At 50.1% G+C, this 15,675-nt stretch carries 10 protein-coding genes and 2 pseudogenes; 11 read left to right on the top strand and 1 reads right to left on the bottom strand.

Annotated features, from left to right (window positions below):
• Positions 1 to 41 precede the first annotated feature (41 nt).
• The gene (nirB, locus tag L1N85_RS11910; RefSeq protein ID WP_235238102.1) at positions 42 to 2,483 is read right to left on the bottom strand and encodes a nitrite reductase large subunit NirB; all 2,442 of its coding nucleotides are present in this window, start codon (positions 2,481 to 2,483) and stop codon (positions 42 to 44) included.
• A 325-nt stretch (positions 2,484 to 2,808) separates the two neighbouring features.
• Between nirB and L1N85_RS11905 the strand changes: the two genes are divergently transcribed.
• From L1N85_RS11905 to L1N85_RS11855, 11 genes and pseudogenes are all read left to right on the top strand, one after another.
• Positions 2,809 to 3,423: an ANTAR domain-containing response regulator gene (locus L1N85_RS11905; protein ID WP_235238100.1), complete on the top strand. Its 615-nt coding sequence runs from the start codon at positions 2,809 to 2,811 to the stop codon at positions 3,421 to 3,423.
• A 12-nt stretch (positions 3,424 to 3,435) separates the two neighbouring features.
• On the top strand, positions 3,436 to 4,482 hold the full coding sequence (locus L1N85_RS11900) for an anthranilate phosphoribosyltransferase (RefSeq protein WP_235238098.1): 1,047 nt from the start codon (positions 3,436 to 3,438) through the stop codon (positions 4,480 to 4,482).
• 207 nt (positions 4,483 to 4,689) lie between these two features.
• On the top strand, positions 4,690 to 6,510 hold the full coding sequence (locus L1N85_RS11895) for a sensor histidine kinase (protein WP_235238096.1): 1,821 nt from the start codon (positions 4,690 to 4,692) through the stop codon (positions 6,508 to 6,510).
• Entirely contained in the window at positions 6,485 to 8,080 is a 1,596-nt protein-coding gene (locus L1N85_RS11890) for a response regulator transcription factor (protein ID WP_235238094.1), read from the top strand. Before L1N85_RS11895 ends, L1N85_RS11890 begins: the two co-directional genes overlap by 26 nt.
• A gap of 176 nt (positions 8,081 to 8,256) precedes the next feature.
• The gene (locus L1N85_RS11885) at positions 8,257 to 9,171 is read left to right on the top strand and encodes a carbohydrate ABC transporter permease (protein WP_235238091.1); all 915 of its coding nucleotides are present in this window, start codon (positions 8,257 to 8,259) and stop codon (positions 9,169 to 9,171) included.
• Positions 9,172 to 9,180: 9 nt separating this feature from the next.
• On the top strand, positions 9,181 to 10,020 hold the full coding sequence (locus tag L1N85_RS11880; protein WP_235238090.1) for a carbohydrate ABC transporter permease: 840 nt from the start codon (positions 9,181 to 9,183) through the stop codon (positions 10,018 to 10,020).
• Between the two features lie 136 nt (positions 10,021 to 10,156).
• A complete protein-coding gene (locus tag L1N85_RS11875) occupies positions 10,157 to 11,497 on the top strand; it encodes an ABC transporter substrate-binding protein (RefSeq protein WP_235238088.1) in 1,341 nt (446 codons plus the stop codon).
• Positions 11,498 to 11,606: 109 nt separating this feature from the next.
• Entirely contained in the window at positions 11,607 to 13,259 is a 1,653-nt protein-coding gene (locus L1N85_RS11870) for an MGH1-like glycoside hydrolase domain-containing protein (protein ID WP_235238087.1), read from the top strand.
• Positions 13,225 to 13,332: pseudogene (locus L1N85_RS27155) on the top strand (helix-turn-helix domain-containing protein); the annotation flags it as partial. The gene L1N85_RS11870 and the pseudogene L1N85_RS27155, both read left to right, overlap by 35 nt.
• A 6-nt stretch (positions 13,333 to 13,338) precedes the next feature.
• Positions 13,339 to 13,569: pseudogene (locus tag L1N85_RS28165) on the top strand (zinc ribbon domain-containing protein); the annotation flags it as partial.
• A gap of 356 nt (positions 13,570 to 13,925) precedes the next feature.
• Positions 13,926 to 15,668 (top strand): ABC transporter ATP-binding protein, encoded by a 1,743-nt coding sequence (locus tag L1N85_RS11855; RefSeq protein ID WP_235238085.1) that lies wholly within the window; start codon positions 13,926 to 13,928, stop codon positions 15,666 to 15,668.
• Positions 15,669 to 15,675 lie beyond the last annotated feature (7 nt).

Below are 15,675 nucleotides of genomic sequence, written 5' to 3'. Positions count from 1 at the left end.
CTGAAAAGGTTTGTGGAAAATTTGCTTCGTAAGCATAAGCTCTATAGTTGCACGGGCTGGGCACCGGACAATTGCTCGAAATTTTTGCGTAATTCGTCCTTCTCTACAATTTGCTTCCATGGATCAGTTGTAAGACTGAGCGTTTTCTCGATGCGTCCCATTAGCGCAAGACGATCCTCGCGGTTCTCCAAAGCTTTCTTAACGGATTCCAGTCCGACCCGTTCAACCCACTGAGCGGTACGCTCGTTCCATTGCGCGTTCTCGCGATAATATTGCAGGAAGGCCGAAGACCATTCCATCACCTCGTCCTCGGTTTTGACGATGCACAGCAGGTCGGTTGCGCGAACCTTTACGCCGCCGTTACCGGCCACATGAAGCTCCCAGCCTCCGTCAATGGCTACCACGCCGAAGTCCTTGATTGTCGCTTCCGCACAGTTACGCGGACATCCGGATACGGCAAGCTTTACTTTGGCAGGTGTATTGAGACGTTCGAACGCTTTCTCCATCCGAATGCCCATGCCGATCGAATCCTGCGTGCCGAAGCGGCAGAACGTATTGCCGACGCAGGTTTTAACGGTTCTCAGCGTTTTTCCATACGCATGGCCGGAAGGCATGTCGAGCTCTTCCCAAATTTTCGGAAGATCCTCTTTCTTCACGCCAAGCAGGTCGAGACGCTGACCTCCTGTGAATTTAACCATAGGAACTTCGAATTTCTCGGCAACCTCGGCGATTTTTTTCAAATCGGCAGGGGAGGTTACGCCGCCGTATATACGGGGCACAACAGAAAACGTGCCGTCCTTCTGAATATTCGCATGGTAACGCTCGTTGGTGATACGGGATTCGTTCTCGTCTACATACTCCTCCGGATAAAGCATGCCGAGGTAGTAGTTAAGCGCAGGACGGCATTTGGAGCAGCCCTCCGGATTGCTCCAGTCGAGTACGTTCATAACCTCTTTGGTGCTCATAAGCTTCATGCGCGTTATTTCTGCGACGATTTCATCTCTGCTTAACGTCGTACAGCCGCAGATGCCTTCTTTCACGTCGCCTACCGCATCGCCTGCATATAGGTGAAGCAGGCCTTCGACTTGAGGCTTGCAGCCGCCGCAGGATGCGGATGCTTTCGTACAGGACTTGATAGCGCCTACCGTATTGCAGCCTTTATTCTGAATGGCATCGGCAATCGTGCCTTTCGATACGCCGTTACAGCCGCAAATGATCTCGTCATCCGCCATCGATTCGAGACGGCTGCTGCCGCCGCCGGATTGACCGAGCAGGTCGGACGAAATGCCGAGCAATATTTCCTTCTCGCGTCCGGCAACGGATTCGCCTTTCTTAATGGAAGCGAACAATTCCGAGCCGTCTGATGTGTCTCCAAACAATACTGCGCCAATCAGCTTGCCGTCCTGAACCACAATTTTCTTGTACGTACCCGCCATATCGTCCTGAATCTTGAGCGCGCGCGTTCCTGGAGCTTCGTCGAAGCGTCCGGCCGAGAACACGTCTACGCCGGATACCTTCAGCTTCGTGGAGGTGACCGATCCTGCGTAGCCTGCCGTTTCGACGCCGGCCAAATGCTTTGCCAGCACCGCACCTTGCTCGTATAGCGGTGCCACGAGGCCGTATGCGATACCGCGATGCTCGGCGCATTCACCGACGGCATAAACGCCAGGAACGCTCGTCTGCATGAAATCGTCGACGACGATACCGCGGTTTACTTCGATGCCGGATGCTTTCGCAAGTTCAATGTTTGGCTTTATGCCGACGGCCATAACAATCAAATCGCCATCAACTTCGCTGCCATCGGCGAAGACCAGACCGGCTGCGCGGCGTTTGCCCTTAATGGAAGAAGTACTCTTCTGTAACAGAAATTGCATGCCTTGCGCTTCCAGTTCGCGCTGCAGCATCTTCGCCGCCTGTTCGTCCAATTGCCGTTCCATTAAGTAGTTGAAAATATGGACGACGTTTACTTCCATGCCCAGGTGGAGAAGACCTCTAGCGGCTTCCAGGCCGAGCAAGCCGCCGCCGATAACGACGGCCTTCTTATACTTCTTGGAGGCATCGATCATGACTTCGCAATCGTGGATGTCGCGGAAGGCGATGACGCCTTCCTTGTCCGCTCCTGGAAGCGGCAGCATAAACGGATTAGAGCCGGTCGCGATAATGACTGCATCGTAATCGACTTCAATGCCCAAATGCGAAGTAACTTTTTTGCTCTCTGTATCGATTTTCGTTACTTTGTGGCCTACATGCAGCGTAATGTTATTTTCTTTGTACCAGTTCCAGTCGTTAATCACGATTTCTTGCATATCTGCGCCGCCCGCCAGGACGGATGAGAGCATGATTCGGTTATAGTTGGGATGAGGCTCGGCGCCGAAGATGGTAATGTCGTAGCTGTCGGGAGAAAGCTTTAGAAGATGCTCAACCGCACGAACCCCCGCCATGCCGTTCCCGATTAGGACTAACTTCTTTTTAGATGTAGTCATTGTATTGCTCTCCTCTCAAACTCTGTCTGTGGGAAAATAATAAAAGCCTGCTTCGCTTCAGGGGAAAACGTACATCTCCCGCGCAAGCAAAAGCAGGCTTCTTTGCCGCTTCGAACGAACACACCGTTGTATCCGTGAAATAATATAATGATTGTTAAGGTAACTATACAATGAATTTTGAACTCATGTCAATATACTTGACATCAAAATGGGTGAAAAAACTTAGATAGTGACAATTTCGCTGTTTTTATGTTATATATAGTAACAAGGGTATCGACTTGTGTTGTGGTTTCTCAAAAGTCGAATAGGAGGGGGGAGCTTCTATATGCGTTCTATGTTAGTAGTCGATCATCGGGCGGATAAGGCAGCAATCGCGGACCCTCGGTCGGAGCAGCTTTCAAAGAAAGAGACACCAAAGTATATTCTTGAGACTTACGGTTATCAGGTTCTTCGCGCTAAAGATGAGAAGACGGCTGAGCTGCAAATGAGCAGCGCCGATGCGGTCATCTTTCATGTCCCGTTAAATGAAGTTAAAGGTCTGGCAACGAGGCTTCTCAAGCAGAAGACGGCTCCGATGATTTGGTGGTGCAGTGCGTCGGCCGCTTCTTTATCAGCTGCTTTCTGTGAAGATGATGTGCCGATCGATGGCATTTTGACGCCTTCCATGAGTGAACAGGAGCTTCATTGGGCGCTGCATTTCGCATCCAAGCAGTGCTTTCAGAGACAGCAATGGCTGAATGAGCGCAAGCAGCTGGAGGGCAGGCTCGAGGAGCGGAAATGGATCGATATGGCGAAGGGGATTTTGTGCAAAATTAAAAATATATCCGAGGCGGAAGCCTACGACCTGCTCCGCAAGCAAGCCATGAACGAACGCAAGCGCATGGTCGATGTCGCGACATCGATTGTTAAGGTGTATCAGATCCTTCAGGAGCAAAAATAAGGGGGCCTTACGATGATTACGAACCTATTGAAGGAAGTCGGCCGTGGTAAACGCGGGGCTCGCGACCTGAGTTATGATGAAGCGCTGCTGGCAGCGGATGCTATTCTGGAATTAAAAGCTACCCCGGCACAAATAGGCGCTTTTTTCATTGCGGAACGAATAAAAATGGAAAGCGCCGAGGAGCTTGAAGCATTCGTGGCCGTTTGCCGCAAGCATGCATACCGGGCGCCCATACATCAAGGGCTGGACTGCGCAGGACCGTATGACGGCCGGAAAAAATCATTTTTCGCAACATTTCCGACGTCGTTTCTTCTTGCGGCCGCAGGTTTGCCGGTCACGCTCCACGGAGCGGCGTCGCTGCCTCCGAAATGGGGCGTATCGCTGCAGGATTTGCTGCATCAGGCAGGCATTTCCGCCCATCTTCTGACGCGCGGGCAAATCATCAAGGCGGCAACGGATACGGGCGTGCTGTATGTACCAGCTGAGGAATGGTGCCCGCCTCTCAAGGCGCTGCGCTCCATACGGACGGAGCTGGGCATGCGGACGGTGCTTAACACTGCCGAGAAGCTAATCGATTATTCTCATTCGCCGTATTTGATATTCGGCGTGTATCATAATACCGTTTTTGAACGCATGGCGAAATTGGCCGATCGTCTGCAGTATCGGAAGGCATTGATCGTTCAGGGAACGGAGGGCTCCGAGGATTTATTTATCGAACGGCCGACCCGCACCTATATCGTGGAGGAGGGGGAATCCCGGCTCCATATCATTGATCCGGACACCTATGGCCTGGAAATGCCAGTACCTGAAATGGAGTGGACGCCTTCCGAGCAATTGCGGGTATCGGAGGCCGTTCTGCAGGGTCGGGGACATCTCGCGTTCGTTAATCAATTACTCTTGAATGCCGCGGTTAGGCTGCGGCTGGCGGAGAAGGTCGATTCCATCGAGGAGGGGCTGTACACGTGCAAAGACATGCTCGATAGCGGCGCTCCGTGGGAGCTCTACCGCAAATGGCAAAACGTCATGCGAAGCGAAGGCGTGCTGTCTTGCCCCAACTAGCCGGGTACGGAATATATAAACTTTGGAGGCTGTCGAGCGATGCTCGGCGGCTTTTTGTCGTTTTTGAATAGTTGTCCAGTAATATCTCCCTCGCAGCCTGTATAAATCCACTATAGCGCGCCAAACAGGGTTTGAGAGGAGCTTGACAGGTTATGTTAATATAAATGCTAATAATGCAGACCGCTTATGCGAAAGAGGGGACAAGCTATGTTTTATTCGCTCAAAAGCCGCTTGATTACCGTATTTATTCTATTGTTTGTCTTGTCATTCGGCGCAATGTCCGTCGTTTTGTTCAATGAATCCCGATCGATTATCCGTTCTTATATCGAGTCCTCAGCTTTGGAGAAAATGGAGGAGTACGGTGCTTATGTGGATATGGTTCAGATGCAGATATACGATCTCGCATCCCTTGTATTCAACAGCGAAACGACCAAAGGCTGGGACAGGGCCGTTTCTGATCCCGATCTTCCAGCCGGGGAGAAGATGCTTTCGCATATTAAGCTAAGCAGCTTTCTTACCCAGGCGACGAACAGCTATACTAGTGTATCAAGGGTGACAATTTATCGGGAGAACGGCCTGTGGATCAGCGGAGATAATCAGGTGATTACAGATCCCTCCTTCCTCGACAAACAGTGGTATAAAGACTTTAAAACATTGGGTAAGCACTGGATGTCCAGTCATAAGGATCCGGTTGAGGAGAGATACAACAATTCTCATTCTGTAATTAGCATGCTTATGCCGATCGGTACATTCGAGCCTACGCATGCAAGGACGGTCATGAAGGTTAATGTAAGCAGCGATTACTTCCTCCAGCCTCTTAATCGGATTCATCTCGGCCAGAGCGGGACGATTTATTTGCTGGATCAGGAGGGTGAGCCGCTGCTGTCGCAATCTGAATACGACTTGCGAGCAGGCCGTATGCCTGCGGTGGAGCAAATCCGCGGCGATTGGCGAAAGCAGGGGGTCATCTATTTGGAAAATGAAAGAGGAATGACGGATATCGTAGTATTCAAGAAGCTCCAGAGGACGAACTGGATGCTGGTCGGATTTGTCTCTGAGGAGGACTTATACTCGGAGCTCTTCCAATTGCGCAGGAGCATTGTTGCGTTCGCGTCATTGCTGCTGGTCCTGTCCGTTTTGCTGGCAATCTGGCTGTCGCATAGCATTTCGAAACCGCTGTCGAGGCTTGTATCAGCGATGCGGCAAGTGCAGAGGGGGGATTTCAGCCAAGCGGAAATGCGTCTGCCTCCCCGGAGCAGCTTGCGCAACGAGGTTGCTTTTGTAACCGATACCTTCCGCAACATGGTCAGGCAGCTAAGGCAGCATATTAAGAATGAGTTCGAGCTGAAGCTGCTGCGGCAGCAGGCGGAATACAAGGCGCTGCTGATGCAAATCAATCCGCATTTCCTATTCAATACCTTGGAGCTGATGAGCAGTCTTGCCATGCAGAAGAGGACGGACGATACAGTAAAGGTTATTGAATCGCTCGGGAAAATGATGCGGTTTTCCCTTAAAATGAGCGATGATCTGGTCCCTCTGGAGGAAGAGCTCAAGTATGTGAAGGATTATATGTCCATCTTGCAGGTCCGCTTCGGCGACCGGCTTCACATCTCTTTGCGGCAGGAGGGAAAGCTGGAGCATGTGACGATAATTAAATTTATTTTGCAGCCATTGATCGAAAATGCCGTCAAATACAGCTTTCTGCATCAAGCAGAGGCATGCGTGGATATTTCCGTTAGACGAATGGAAGGGCGTATCCATCTTCGTATTGCGGATAACGGTCCGGGTATAGCGGAGGATATAAGAAGGCAGCTGTTGGAGCGTTCCTCATCCGCCCGGATGGATGATATATTGACAAGCCGGAGCCGGCAAATCGGCCTGAGCAATGTGATGGCGCGATGCCGTCTGTATTATGGGGATTTATTCGAAATTCAAATCAAAGCAAGTGAATGCGGCGGAACGATGATCAAGCTCATATTGCCTGCGCAGGAGGAGAGGGAGCATGTACAAAGTATTGATCGTGGATGATGAGCCGGAAATTCGTCAAGGACTTCGGCTGAAGGCGGATTGGGATGAGCTGGGGCTTCGGATAGCAGGAGAAGCTTCAAACGGAATGGAAGCTATGGAGCAACTGGAGAATGAAGCGTTTGATATTGTGATTACAGATATGAATATGCCGGTCATGGATGGGATGTCGTTTCTTAATGAGTGCCGAAAGCTTTATCCGGAACTGAGGCTTATCGTTATAACGGGCTATGAGGATTTTGGGTACGCGCATGCGGCGGTCCGCCATCAAGCGCGAGACTATTTGTTAAAACCGGTTGCGAGGGATGAACTGACGGAAGCGCTTTTTAAGGTGAAGAGCGAGCTGGATAAGGAATTTGAAAGCTATAAGCAGGCAGAGGATATCAAATGGCGGCTTTCCCAGTACTACAAGGAGATGAAGGAGCATTTTCTCGTGCGTGCGGTCAAGGGGGAAATGGAGCGTGAGGATATCTTCAGCGAGCGGGCGAGACTGTTCCAGTTGGAGGAGTTGAATACGCAAAGTGTTCGCTTTATAACAGCTGGACTTCGTGAGCGAGAGAACAGCATCGAAAGATCACCCGATAAATTCAGATTGCCCTTTGAATTAATTTGCCGTGAGCTGGCGGGAGACTTTCCCGGCTCGCCTCAGGCGTTTCGCGATGCGGCCTATCCAGGACTGATGCACATAGTGCTGCAGGATGCGGATGCAAAGCCTGAGGAGTTTGAACGCAAATTGCAGAGCATAGTCAAAGAGAATATCGGTTTCGAGCCTTCGATTGGGATCGGTCAGTCTGTTACGGGGTTTAATCATTGGAAGGATGGATATATGTCCTCCTTGCTTGCTTGGAATATTGAGGAGGCAAATTTCCGGCAGGGAGATCGAATAGGAGAGGAACCATCCTTGCTGCCTGAGGATACCGGAAAATTGATACACCGTCTGTTACAGCGGGGAGAAATGGAGCAGCTTGCTCAGACGATTGAGCGTGAGCTGCAGGAAGCCTTTGCCGTATCCCGCATTCGATTCGTCAAAACTATCTTTCAATTCAATTTGATGCTAGAGGAGCTTGCCTACGAATCAAATGTTTCACTTGAGGGCGGGGAGCAGCTATGGGTCCGTCCGGAGACGGCATTAGACCTGAGCACAGTGGCGAAGGCCAGCCGCTATCTGCTCAGTCTTGCGGTCAAGATTCATGACAAGCTTCAAAGTGGAGCGGAGGATACAGATTATTCCTCCATACAGGCGTCACAGCAATACATAGACGTGAACTATATGTATGATATAAATTTGACGATGCTCGCTGAAAAATTTAACTATAACCCCTCTTATTTCTCGGAGCTGTTCAAAGCAAAGGTAGGCAAAACCTTCATTCAATACTTGACTGAGGTTAGAATGGCGCACGCAACCCATTTGCTCCGAAGCACGGCGCTCAGCTTATGGGATATTTCTGGGCTCACAGGCTTCTCTAATGCAAGCTATTTCAGCTCGAAATTCAAGCGAATGTATGGGATGACGCCTTCAGACTACCGACTGCGTCAACCTGAAAAAAATGATAGCGAATTCCCGAAGAAATGATATTTTCGCCTTCATTCATCCTGCGTATGATAAGTGTACAAGAACCAAACGATATAGGAGCGGCAGATCAGGAGGGGCTCGGCGCATGCGGCAATGAGCGGCATACCGTGCGTCTCGGCTTCCGACAGGATAGGGATCGTTTGTGCAGACAACATTCATAAGGAGGGATATTTGCTATGGGAACATCACGCAGATCATTGGCCCGGGAGCAGAATCAAACCGCATATCTCTTTTTGCTGCCGTGGCTGATCGGCTTTTTCTTCTTAACAGCCGGTCCGATGCTCGGCTCATTGTATTTGTCATTAACCAAATACAACCTGCTTTCCCCGCCGACTTGGATCGGATTGGATAATTACGTTCAAATATTAACCAATGACAGCACGTTCAGCGGCTCGTTATTGCTTACCTTTAAGTATGTATTCATTTCTGTCCCGCTGAGACTGGCCTTTGCGCTGCTGGTAGCCGTAGTTCTCAATAAAGGGATACGTGCTTTGGGTATTTATCGAACGATTTATTATATCCCTTCCTTGCTTGGCGGAAGCGTTGCCATTGCGATCGTATGGCGGCAAATTTTTGACAGTACAGGCGCCGTTAACAAAGTTTTGTCCTGGCTGGGAATTCAGGGTCCTTCCTGGATTTCGCATCCGGATTATATCGTATATACGATCATTACTCTATCAATCTGGCAGTTCGGCTCGGCGATGGTTATCTTCCTGGCAGGACTAAAGCAAATTCCGGCTGATTTGTATGAAGCGGCTCAGGTGGACGGCGCGCGGAAGTGGAATCAGTTTTTTAGTATCACGCTGCCTATGTTATCTCCAGTCATTTTCTTTAATCTAATTATGAGCATTATCCATTCGTTTCAGGCGTTTACGCCGGCATTTGTTATCGGAGACGGCCGCGGCGGTCCTCTGGATGCCACAATGTTCTACACGCTTTACTTATATTTGAAGGGCTTCTCCTTCTTCGATATGGGCTATGCTTCAGCGTTAGCGTGGATTATGCTGTTAATTATTGGGGGTTTCACTGCAATCGTCTTTGTAACCTCCAAGTACTGGGTGTTCTACGGTGACAATAAGGAAGGGAGGTAGTTGTGGATAATGGTAATTAATGCAAGGTATGGACAAGCTCTTAAGCATGTGCCGATTATTCTGTTGGGCCTTCTGATGATATATCCTGTCCTTTGGCTGATCAGCAGCTCCTTCAAGCCGAATCAGCTTATCTTCTCGGATCCGAGTCTATGGCCAAGAACATTCACGCTGGAGAACTACGTAAACGGTTGGCAAGGTTTTCAAGGCATTAAGTTTAGTCGTTTCTTCGCAAACTCGTTCATCATTTCCATTTTGAGCGTTTTGGGGAATGTCATAACCTGCTCGCTGGCTGCTTTCGCCTTCGCCAGGCTGAAATTTAAATTTAGCAAGATATGGTTCTCATTAATGCTGGTTACGATTATGCTCCCTTATCATGTGACGCTTGTTCCGCAATACGTAATTTTTAATGAGCTGCACTGGATAAATACGTATTACCCGCTTGTTTTGCCGAAATGGCTGGCGACGGACTCTTTCTTCATCCTGCTGATGGTTCAGTTTATACGGGGGATACCGCGGGAGCTGGATGAAAGTGCGACAATTGACGGCTGCAGTCAAAAACAAATTTATTTCCGCATGATTCTCCCGCTGCTTGTCCCAGCGTTGATTACGACCGCTATTTTTACGTTCATTTGGACTTGGGATGATTTTTTCAGCCAAATGATCTATCTGAGTGATTTAAGACTGTTCACGGTCCAGCTCGGCATACGGGCATTGTTCGACCCTTCGGGTTCATCCGACTGGGGCGCGCTGCTTGCGATGTCTACCTTGTCGCTCCTTCCGATTACAGCGGTATTTCTCATGTTCCAGCGTTATTTTCTAGAAGGTATCGCGACGACAGGCTTGAAATAAACGCGGGAAAGTGACGGAGTGCTACCCGAAAAAATTAATAATGAACTGCCGAAATAATGAAATGTTACATGAACACACTATCAAGTAAGATGAACAATGTAAGCGGTTCACAATATATCAATTGGGGGTAATTGGGATGAAGCAACGTATATTGATTTTTCTATTAGCGGTTTTGATGATGGTCGTTACGGCTTGCGGCGGAGGCACAAGCGCAGGAGAGACGAACTCGGGCGGCAGCAACAGCGGCTCCCAGGTCGGGGAAGAAAACGGCGGGCAGGAGCAGGTTGAGCTGCGCGTTATGTGGTGGGGTGACCAAAAGCGGGCAGACCGGACAAATCAGGTGCTCGAGCTGTTCCAGAAGAAATATCCGCACATTAAAATTTTAGGTGAATTCGCACCGGCAACGGGTTATTTTGATAAGCTGAACACTCAGCTGGCTTCCGGAACAGCTGCCGATATTTTCTTCCTCGGCGGCAATGTGGTCGACTATGCGAACAAGGGCGTCCTGCTTGAACTTGATCCGTATGTAGGCAATGAGTTAGATCTGTCAGATATGGATAAGTCAATGATTCAATACGGCACACTAGGCGGCAAGCTGCTGCACATCTCGGCGGGTGCCAACGCAAGGGGTATTGTCCTGAATCAAAAGCTGTTCGAGCAGGCCGGCATTCCTGTGCCGCAGGACGGCTGGAACTGGGAGGATTATGCTCGAATCAGCAAGGAAATTGCAGACAAGCTGGGTAACGGTGTGTACGGCACTTACAATTTCACGGTAGACGGAATGGATATTGGCTTGAAACAGAACGGTAAGCAGCTTTATAACATAGCGGAGGGCAAACCCGGCTTCGAAGAAGCGGACGCGCTTAGATGGTTCAAACAATGGGAAGAAATGACGACTTCCGGCGGCGTTGTCACTCCAGAGCTTGCGGTATCGAATCCGCCGAGCGATCCAAGTAAATCGCTGATCGTAACGGGCAAAGTTGCTATGAGCCTCATCCCGTCAAATCAGCTCGCGGCGCATCAAAGTCTGACGGAGGATCCGCTCACAATGGTGCAGCTGCCACGGGGTCCGAAGGGCACGGGAGTTGTATTCGAATCGAGTCAGGGACTTTCGGGTTATGCAAAGACGCAGCACCCGAAGGAGGTTGCAATGCTGATTAACTTCTTTATTAATGATCCCGAAGCAGCGAAAGTTTTAGGTAACGATCGGGGTGTTCCGGTCACCTCCAAGAACAGGGCTGTACTTGAAGGAGAAGCAAGCGAAGTAGATCAGATCGTATACGATTATACTAGCCGCGTATCCAAAGCGACGATAACCGAGCCGTTCGCGGTCAGCTACAATCCTCCGGGATTCGCTGAATTTTCCAAGCTCGCTGAAACCAGTGTTCAGGAAATCGGATTTGGCCGCAAAACAGTGGAGCAAGCGGTAACGGATTTTTATAGCGGTACGCTTAAAATATTCGAGAGCAATCAATAAGCCGAATCTGTTGATGAACAGGCTGCCGCAAGGCAGTCTGTTTCCATGATTGGCACAGAATGGAACGATAATAGAATGACCGACTCAAAAAGAAAGGGTGGTTAGACGAATGAGCGAGGCATTGCTGAAGCGCCTGAGGGGAATATCGATTGAGCAGAAGTTCGGCCAAGGGAAAAAAGGTTCTGATTATGCTGTTATCAAGGAATGGAAGCAATCCGGTGTAAGATTTGCCGCAACCCAAGGCCGGTTGGAGAGCGTGTATGATGAGGCGATGCGCAAGCTGCTGGACTGCATTGTGCCTACCGGGGAAAATCCGGAGCCTATTCTGCATGAGGGCGGTGTGTATTTGGGCTGCTGGCTGGAGAGTACGGGCACGATCAACGCAGAGCTGCTGTCCCGATTTATTCCTTCCGTATCGGAAACGACATATCGTTCCTTTGCCGTCTATCAGAGGGAGGACGGTATGCTCCCTTATAAAGTGACAGAGCATGGGCCGTCTTTCCGGCAAATTCAGCTTGTTACGCCGCTTGCCCGCTGTGTCTGGAATCATTATAGTCTGCACGGCCGAAGCAAGGAATTTCTGCAAACGATGTACGATGCGATGGCGCGTTACGATGAGTGGCTGATGACTTACCGCGATACCCGTGGAACGGGCTGTGTCGAAGCGTTCAGCACGTTCGATACCGGACATGATCTCTCTCCTAGATTCTGGCATGTGCCCGATACGCCGCATCTGGATGATGCAACGCAGTATAATCTGGATTCGCCGGTCCTGCCTTTTCTGGCTCCTGATTTGACGGCCAACGTCTATTGTCAAAGAATGTACCTTGCAGCTATGGCCGAGGAGCTCGGTCTTCCTGCCAAAGGATGGCGCGAGAAGGCAGAGGCATCGCTTTCTAGTCTGTTCGAGTATTGCTTTGACGAAGAGGAACATTTTTTCTACGATCGCGACAGGAATAACGAGCTGGTACGCGTACAGTCGGATGTGCTGCTGCGGGTGATGGCCTGCGAGGTTGGTGACCGTTCATTTTTTGACACGGTGCTGAAGCGTTATTTGTTGAATACAAGAAAGTTTTTCGCCAAATATCCGTTCACTTCGCTGGCTATGGATGATCCTCGATTCGATCCCTTCTCCAGCTATAACAGCTGGGGAGGTTCGTCTAATTTCTTAAGCATGATCCGTACGGCGCATGCATTCGAGAAGCATCAACGGTATGTGGAGCTTACATGGGTCATGTATCCGTTAGTGTCGGCTATGGCAAAGATGACGCGCTTCGCACAGGCTCTCAGCCCTTGGACGGGGGAGGAGGGGTTTACGGAAACCTACTCGCCGGCAATTTTATGCGTGCTTGACTTTGTGGAGCGTTTGTGCGGCATTTTGCCTACGCCGGAGGAGACGCTTTGGTTCACAGGTCTGCTGCCGTATGCGATGGATCATGGCGAGGAAATAGCTGGAGAGACAGCATACGGACGTACGGTCGACGAGATTTTGTTCGAGCTGATCAATACGCGTGAAGAATCGATTATTTATCGCGATGGATACGAACATATGCGCTTTCCAAACGGCATTCGTGTCATTACGGACCGTAAGGGGGGTCTCACAGGTATAGTTGGAATGAGCGTGCGTACGGTGTCGGGCAAGCTGCTCTATGAGGGTAAGGAGCTGGCATTTACGGTGAAAGGCAATGAGCAGCTTCGTTTTGTCAACGGCTCTTTTGAACAGCTGCATGATATCGGCATCGTGTATCCGACCTATGGATAGAATGATAGAACAAGCAATACTTATGAACAAAACGATAGGCTGCACTCGATTTGTGTTTAATTTTTTGTTGGCCAAGCAGCTAGAAAAGGATGCTTATTGGCACATTGTCGAAGAAATGAAGCAAAGCGGTCAATTGCCTTCAAATGAGTGGAAAGGCGAGTTATTTAAGTCGTGCGGTCGAGGAAAGAATTCTAAATGCTGGGAATGCCCAAGCTGCGGCAGTCATCACCATCGAGATCTGAACGCAAGCATCAATCTGAGAAACGAAGCCATCAGGCTTCTAACCGTAGGGACTACGGGGATAGCCTAATCCATTGCTGAATTGAAACCATATGCGACGAACCGCATGTGTAGGTCTGTGAGAGGCCCATGCTCATAAGCATGGGTCTTTTCATATTTTCCCCTTATAGACAGACGCTTTTACTTCAAAAACCCCAGATTAGCGGATATATCGTACCATTCCAACCTTGAAAGACAACTATACAAACCGCCGTAAATCATAATAAAGTCATTTAAATTTTTGCTCGCTGCATCTCGCTTGAGAGCGAATTAGTTGATATACTTGTACTGGAAAACATGCCCAAAGAAGTCGGATTCATACGGCTGAAAGCGATAATGCCGATGAGCTGCAAGCAAGAGGGCCGGGCAAGGGGATGAGGGGAGAAAATGTCTTTTGTAACGCGTTTGAGATGGTTTTTCAAGGATAGATGGGGAAGCTATGCGATTGCGATCGGAATTATGGCGCTCGTCAGCCTGCTGACGACGATACCGCCGAACTTAATCGGGAAGACGGTCGATCAAATTCAAAAAGGCCAGTTGACGGAAGCCGGATTGACGCAAACAGTTCTGCTGCTAATTGGGCTTGCGCTGCTTCTGTATATGATGGTCTACCTATGGATTACGACGTTGTTCGGAAACTCGGCTCTGATCGAGAAGGTGCTGAGAGGCCGGCTGCTTGTGCATTTGACGAGGATGACGCCGGCTTTTTTTCAGCGCAACAGCACGGGGCAATTGATGGCTTTAGCTACGAACGACATACTGGCCATTGGCCAAACGGCAGGCTACGGCGTAATGACACTAGTCAACACGCTTGTCGGCGCCTCGGTCGTCGTCATCATGATGGTTTCCTTGGTCAGCTATAAGCTCATGCTCGGGGCATTAATTCCGCTTCCTCTTCTCGCCGTTGTCATAAGCAAGCTGGGCAAGAAGGTGAGGACCCGCTTTCTCGATGCGCAGGCCTCCTTCGGGAAAATGAATGACCATGCGCTGGAGTCAATTTCCGGCATTCGGGTTATTCGGTCCTATGTGCAGGAAACGAATGATTTGACTGCATTTGATCAGGTGACCTCGGAAGTCATGAATAAAAATAAGCGTGTATCGATACTGAATGCGCTGTTTCAGCCAACCATTTCGCTCATTGTCGGCGTGAGCTATTCGATCGGCATTGGATATGGCTCTTATCTTGTTTTTCTAGATGAAATATCGCTGGGACAGCTTATATCGTTCAATATCTATTTGGGCATGCTGATCTGGCCGATGATTTCCTTCGGCGAGTTCATAAATGTGCTGCAGCGCGGCAGCGCCTCGGCGGACCGCCTGGATGCGGCTTGGGAGCAAAAGCCGGATTTGCAGGATGCGGCTAAGCCGATTAAGGTGGAGGTGCCGACGCATATCGAAATGAAGAAGCTGACGTTCACCTACCCTGCGGCAAGTCAGCCTAGTCTTGATAACGTGTCGTTCCAGCTTCAGCGGGGGCAGACGCTAGGCGTCGTAGGCAAAACGGGAAGCGGGAAGAGCACGCTGTTGAAGCAGCTGCTTCGTCAATATCCGGTTGAGCAGGAGAGGCTGATGATCGCAGGCGTTCCTGTGGAGAATATTGCGCTGGAGCAAATGAAGCGCTGGGTTGCCTATGTGCCGCAGGAGCATCTGCTGCTGTCCAAGTCGATCCGCGACAATATCGCGCTTGGCAAGCCGAATGCTTCGCCTGAGGAAATCGCCCGCGCGGTCCAGATGGCTTCCTTTACCGATGATATCGCACAGATGCCCGAAGGGCTGGAGACGGTCGTGGGCGAAAATGGCGTCATGCTGTCCGGCGGGCAGAAACAGAGGCTGGCCATTGCGCGGGCGCTGCTCATGGACTCGGAAATTTTGCTGCTTGACGATTCGTTATCAGCAGTCGATGCGCGGACTGAGAGCCGCATTCTTCATCATATTCGTCTGGAGCGCGAGGGCAAGACGACCTTTATTACGACACATCGGCTCTCCGCGGTCAGCCATGCGGATTGGATTATTGTGCTCAGCGAAGGAAGGGTGATCGAAGAAGGTACCCATGATGAGCTTATGCTGTTCGGCGGCTGGTATAAGGCGCAGTGGGAACGGCAGCAGATGGAAGCCAGCTTGGAAGAATAAGGAGGAG

It is taken from the genome of Paenibacillus alkaliterrae (assembly GCF_021532375.1).
GTDB classification, from domain to species: Bacteria; Bacillota; Bacilli; order Paenibacillales; family Paenibacillaceae; genus Pristimantibacillus; species Pristimantibacillus alkaliterrae.
The sequence above is the reverse complement of the archived record's forward strand: the minus strand, read 5'-3'. Positions and strand labels throughout refer to the sequence as shown.

Coding starts and splice junctions, on each gene's coding strand:
- nirB (WP_235238102.1), bottom strand. CDS start 2,483: ATGACTACATCTAAAAAGAAGTTAGTCCTAATCGGGAACGGCATGGCG.
- L1N85_RS11905 (WP_235238100.1), top strand. CDS start 2,809: ATGCGTTCTATGTTAGTAGTCGATCATCGGGCGGATAAGGCAGCAATC.
- L1N85_RS11900 (WP_235238098.1), top strand. CDS start 3,436: ATGATTACGAACCTATTGAAGGAAGTCGGCCGTGGTAAACGCGGGGCT.
- L1N85_RS11895 (WP_235238096.1), top strand. CDS start 4,690: ATGTTTTATTCGCTCAAAAGCCGCTTGATTACCGTATTTATTCTATTG.
- L1N85_RS11890 (WP_235238094.1), top strand. CDS start 6,485: ATGTACAAAGTATTGATCGTGGATGATGAGCCGGAAATTCGTCAAGGA.
- L1N85_RS11885 (WP_235238091.1), top strand. CDS start 8,257: ATGGGAACATCACGCAGATCATTGGCCCGGGAGCAGAATCAAACCGCA.
- L1N85_RS11880 (WP_235238090.1), top strand. CDS start 9,181: ATGGTAATTAATGCAAGGTATGGACAAGCTCTTAAGCATGTGCCGATT.
- L1N85_RS11875 (WP_235238088.1), top strand. CDS start 10,157: ATGAAGCAACGTATATTGATTTTTCTATTAGCGGTTTTGATGATGGTC.
- L1N85_RS11870 (WP_235238087.1), top strand. CDS start 11,607: ATGAGCGAGGCATTGCTGAAGCGCCTGAGGGGAATATCGATTGAGCAG.
- L1N85_RS11855 (WP_235238085.1), top strand. CDS start 13,926: ATGTCTTTTGTAACGCGTTTGAGATGGTTTTTCAAGGATAGATGGGGA.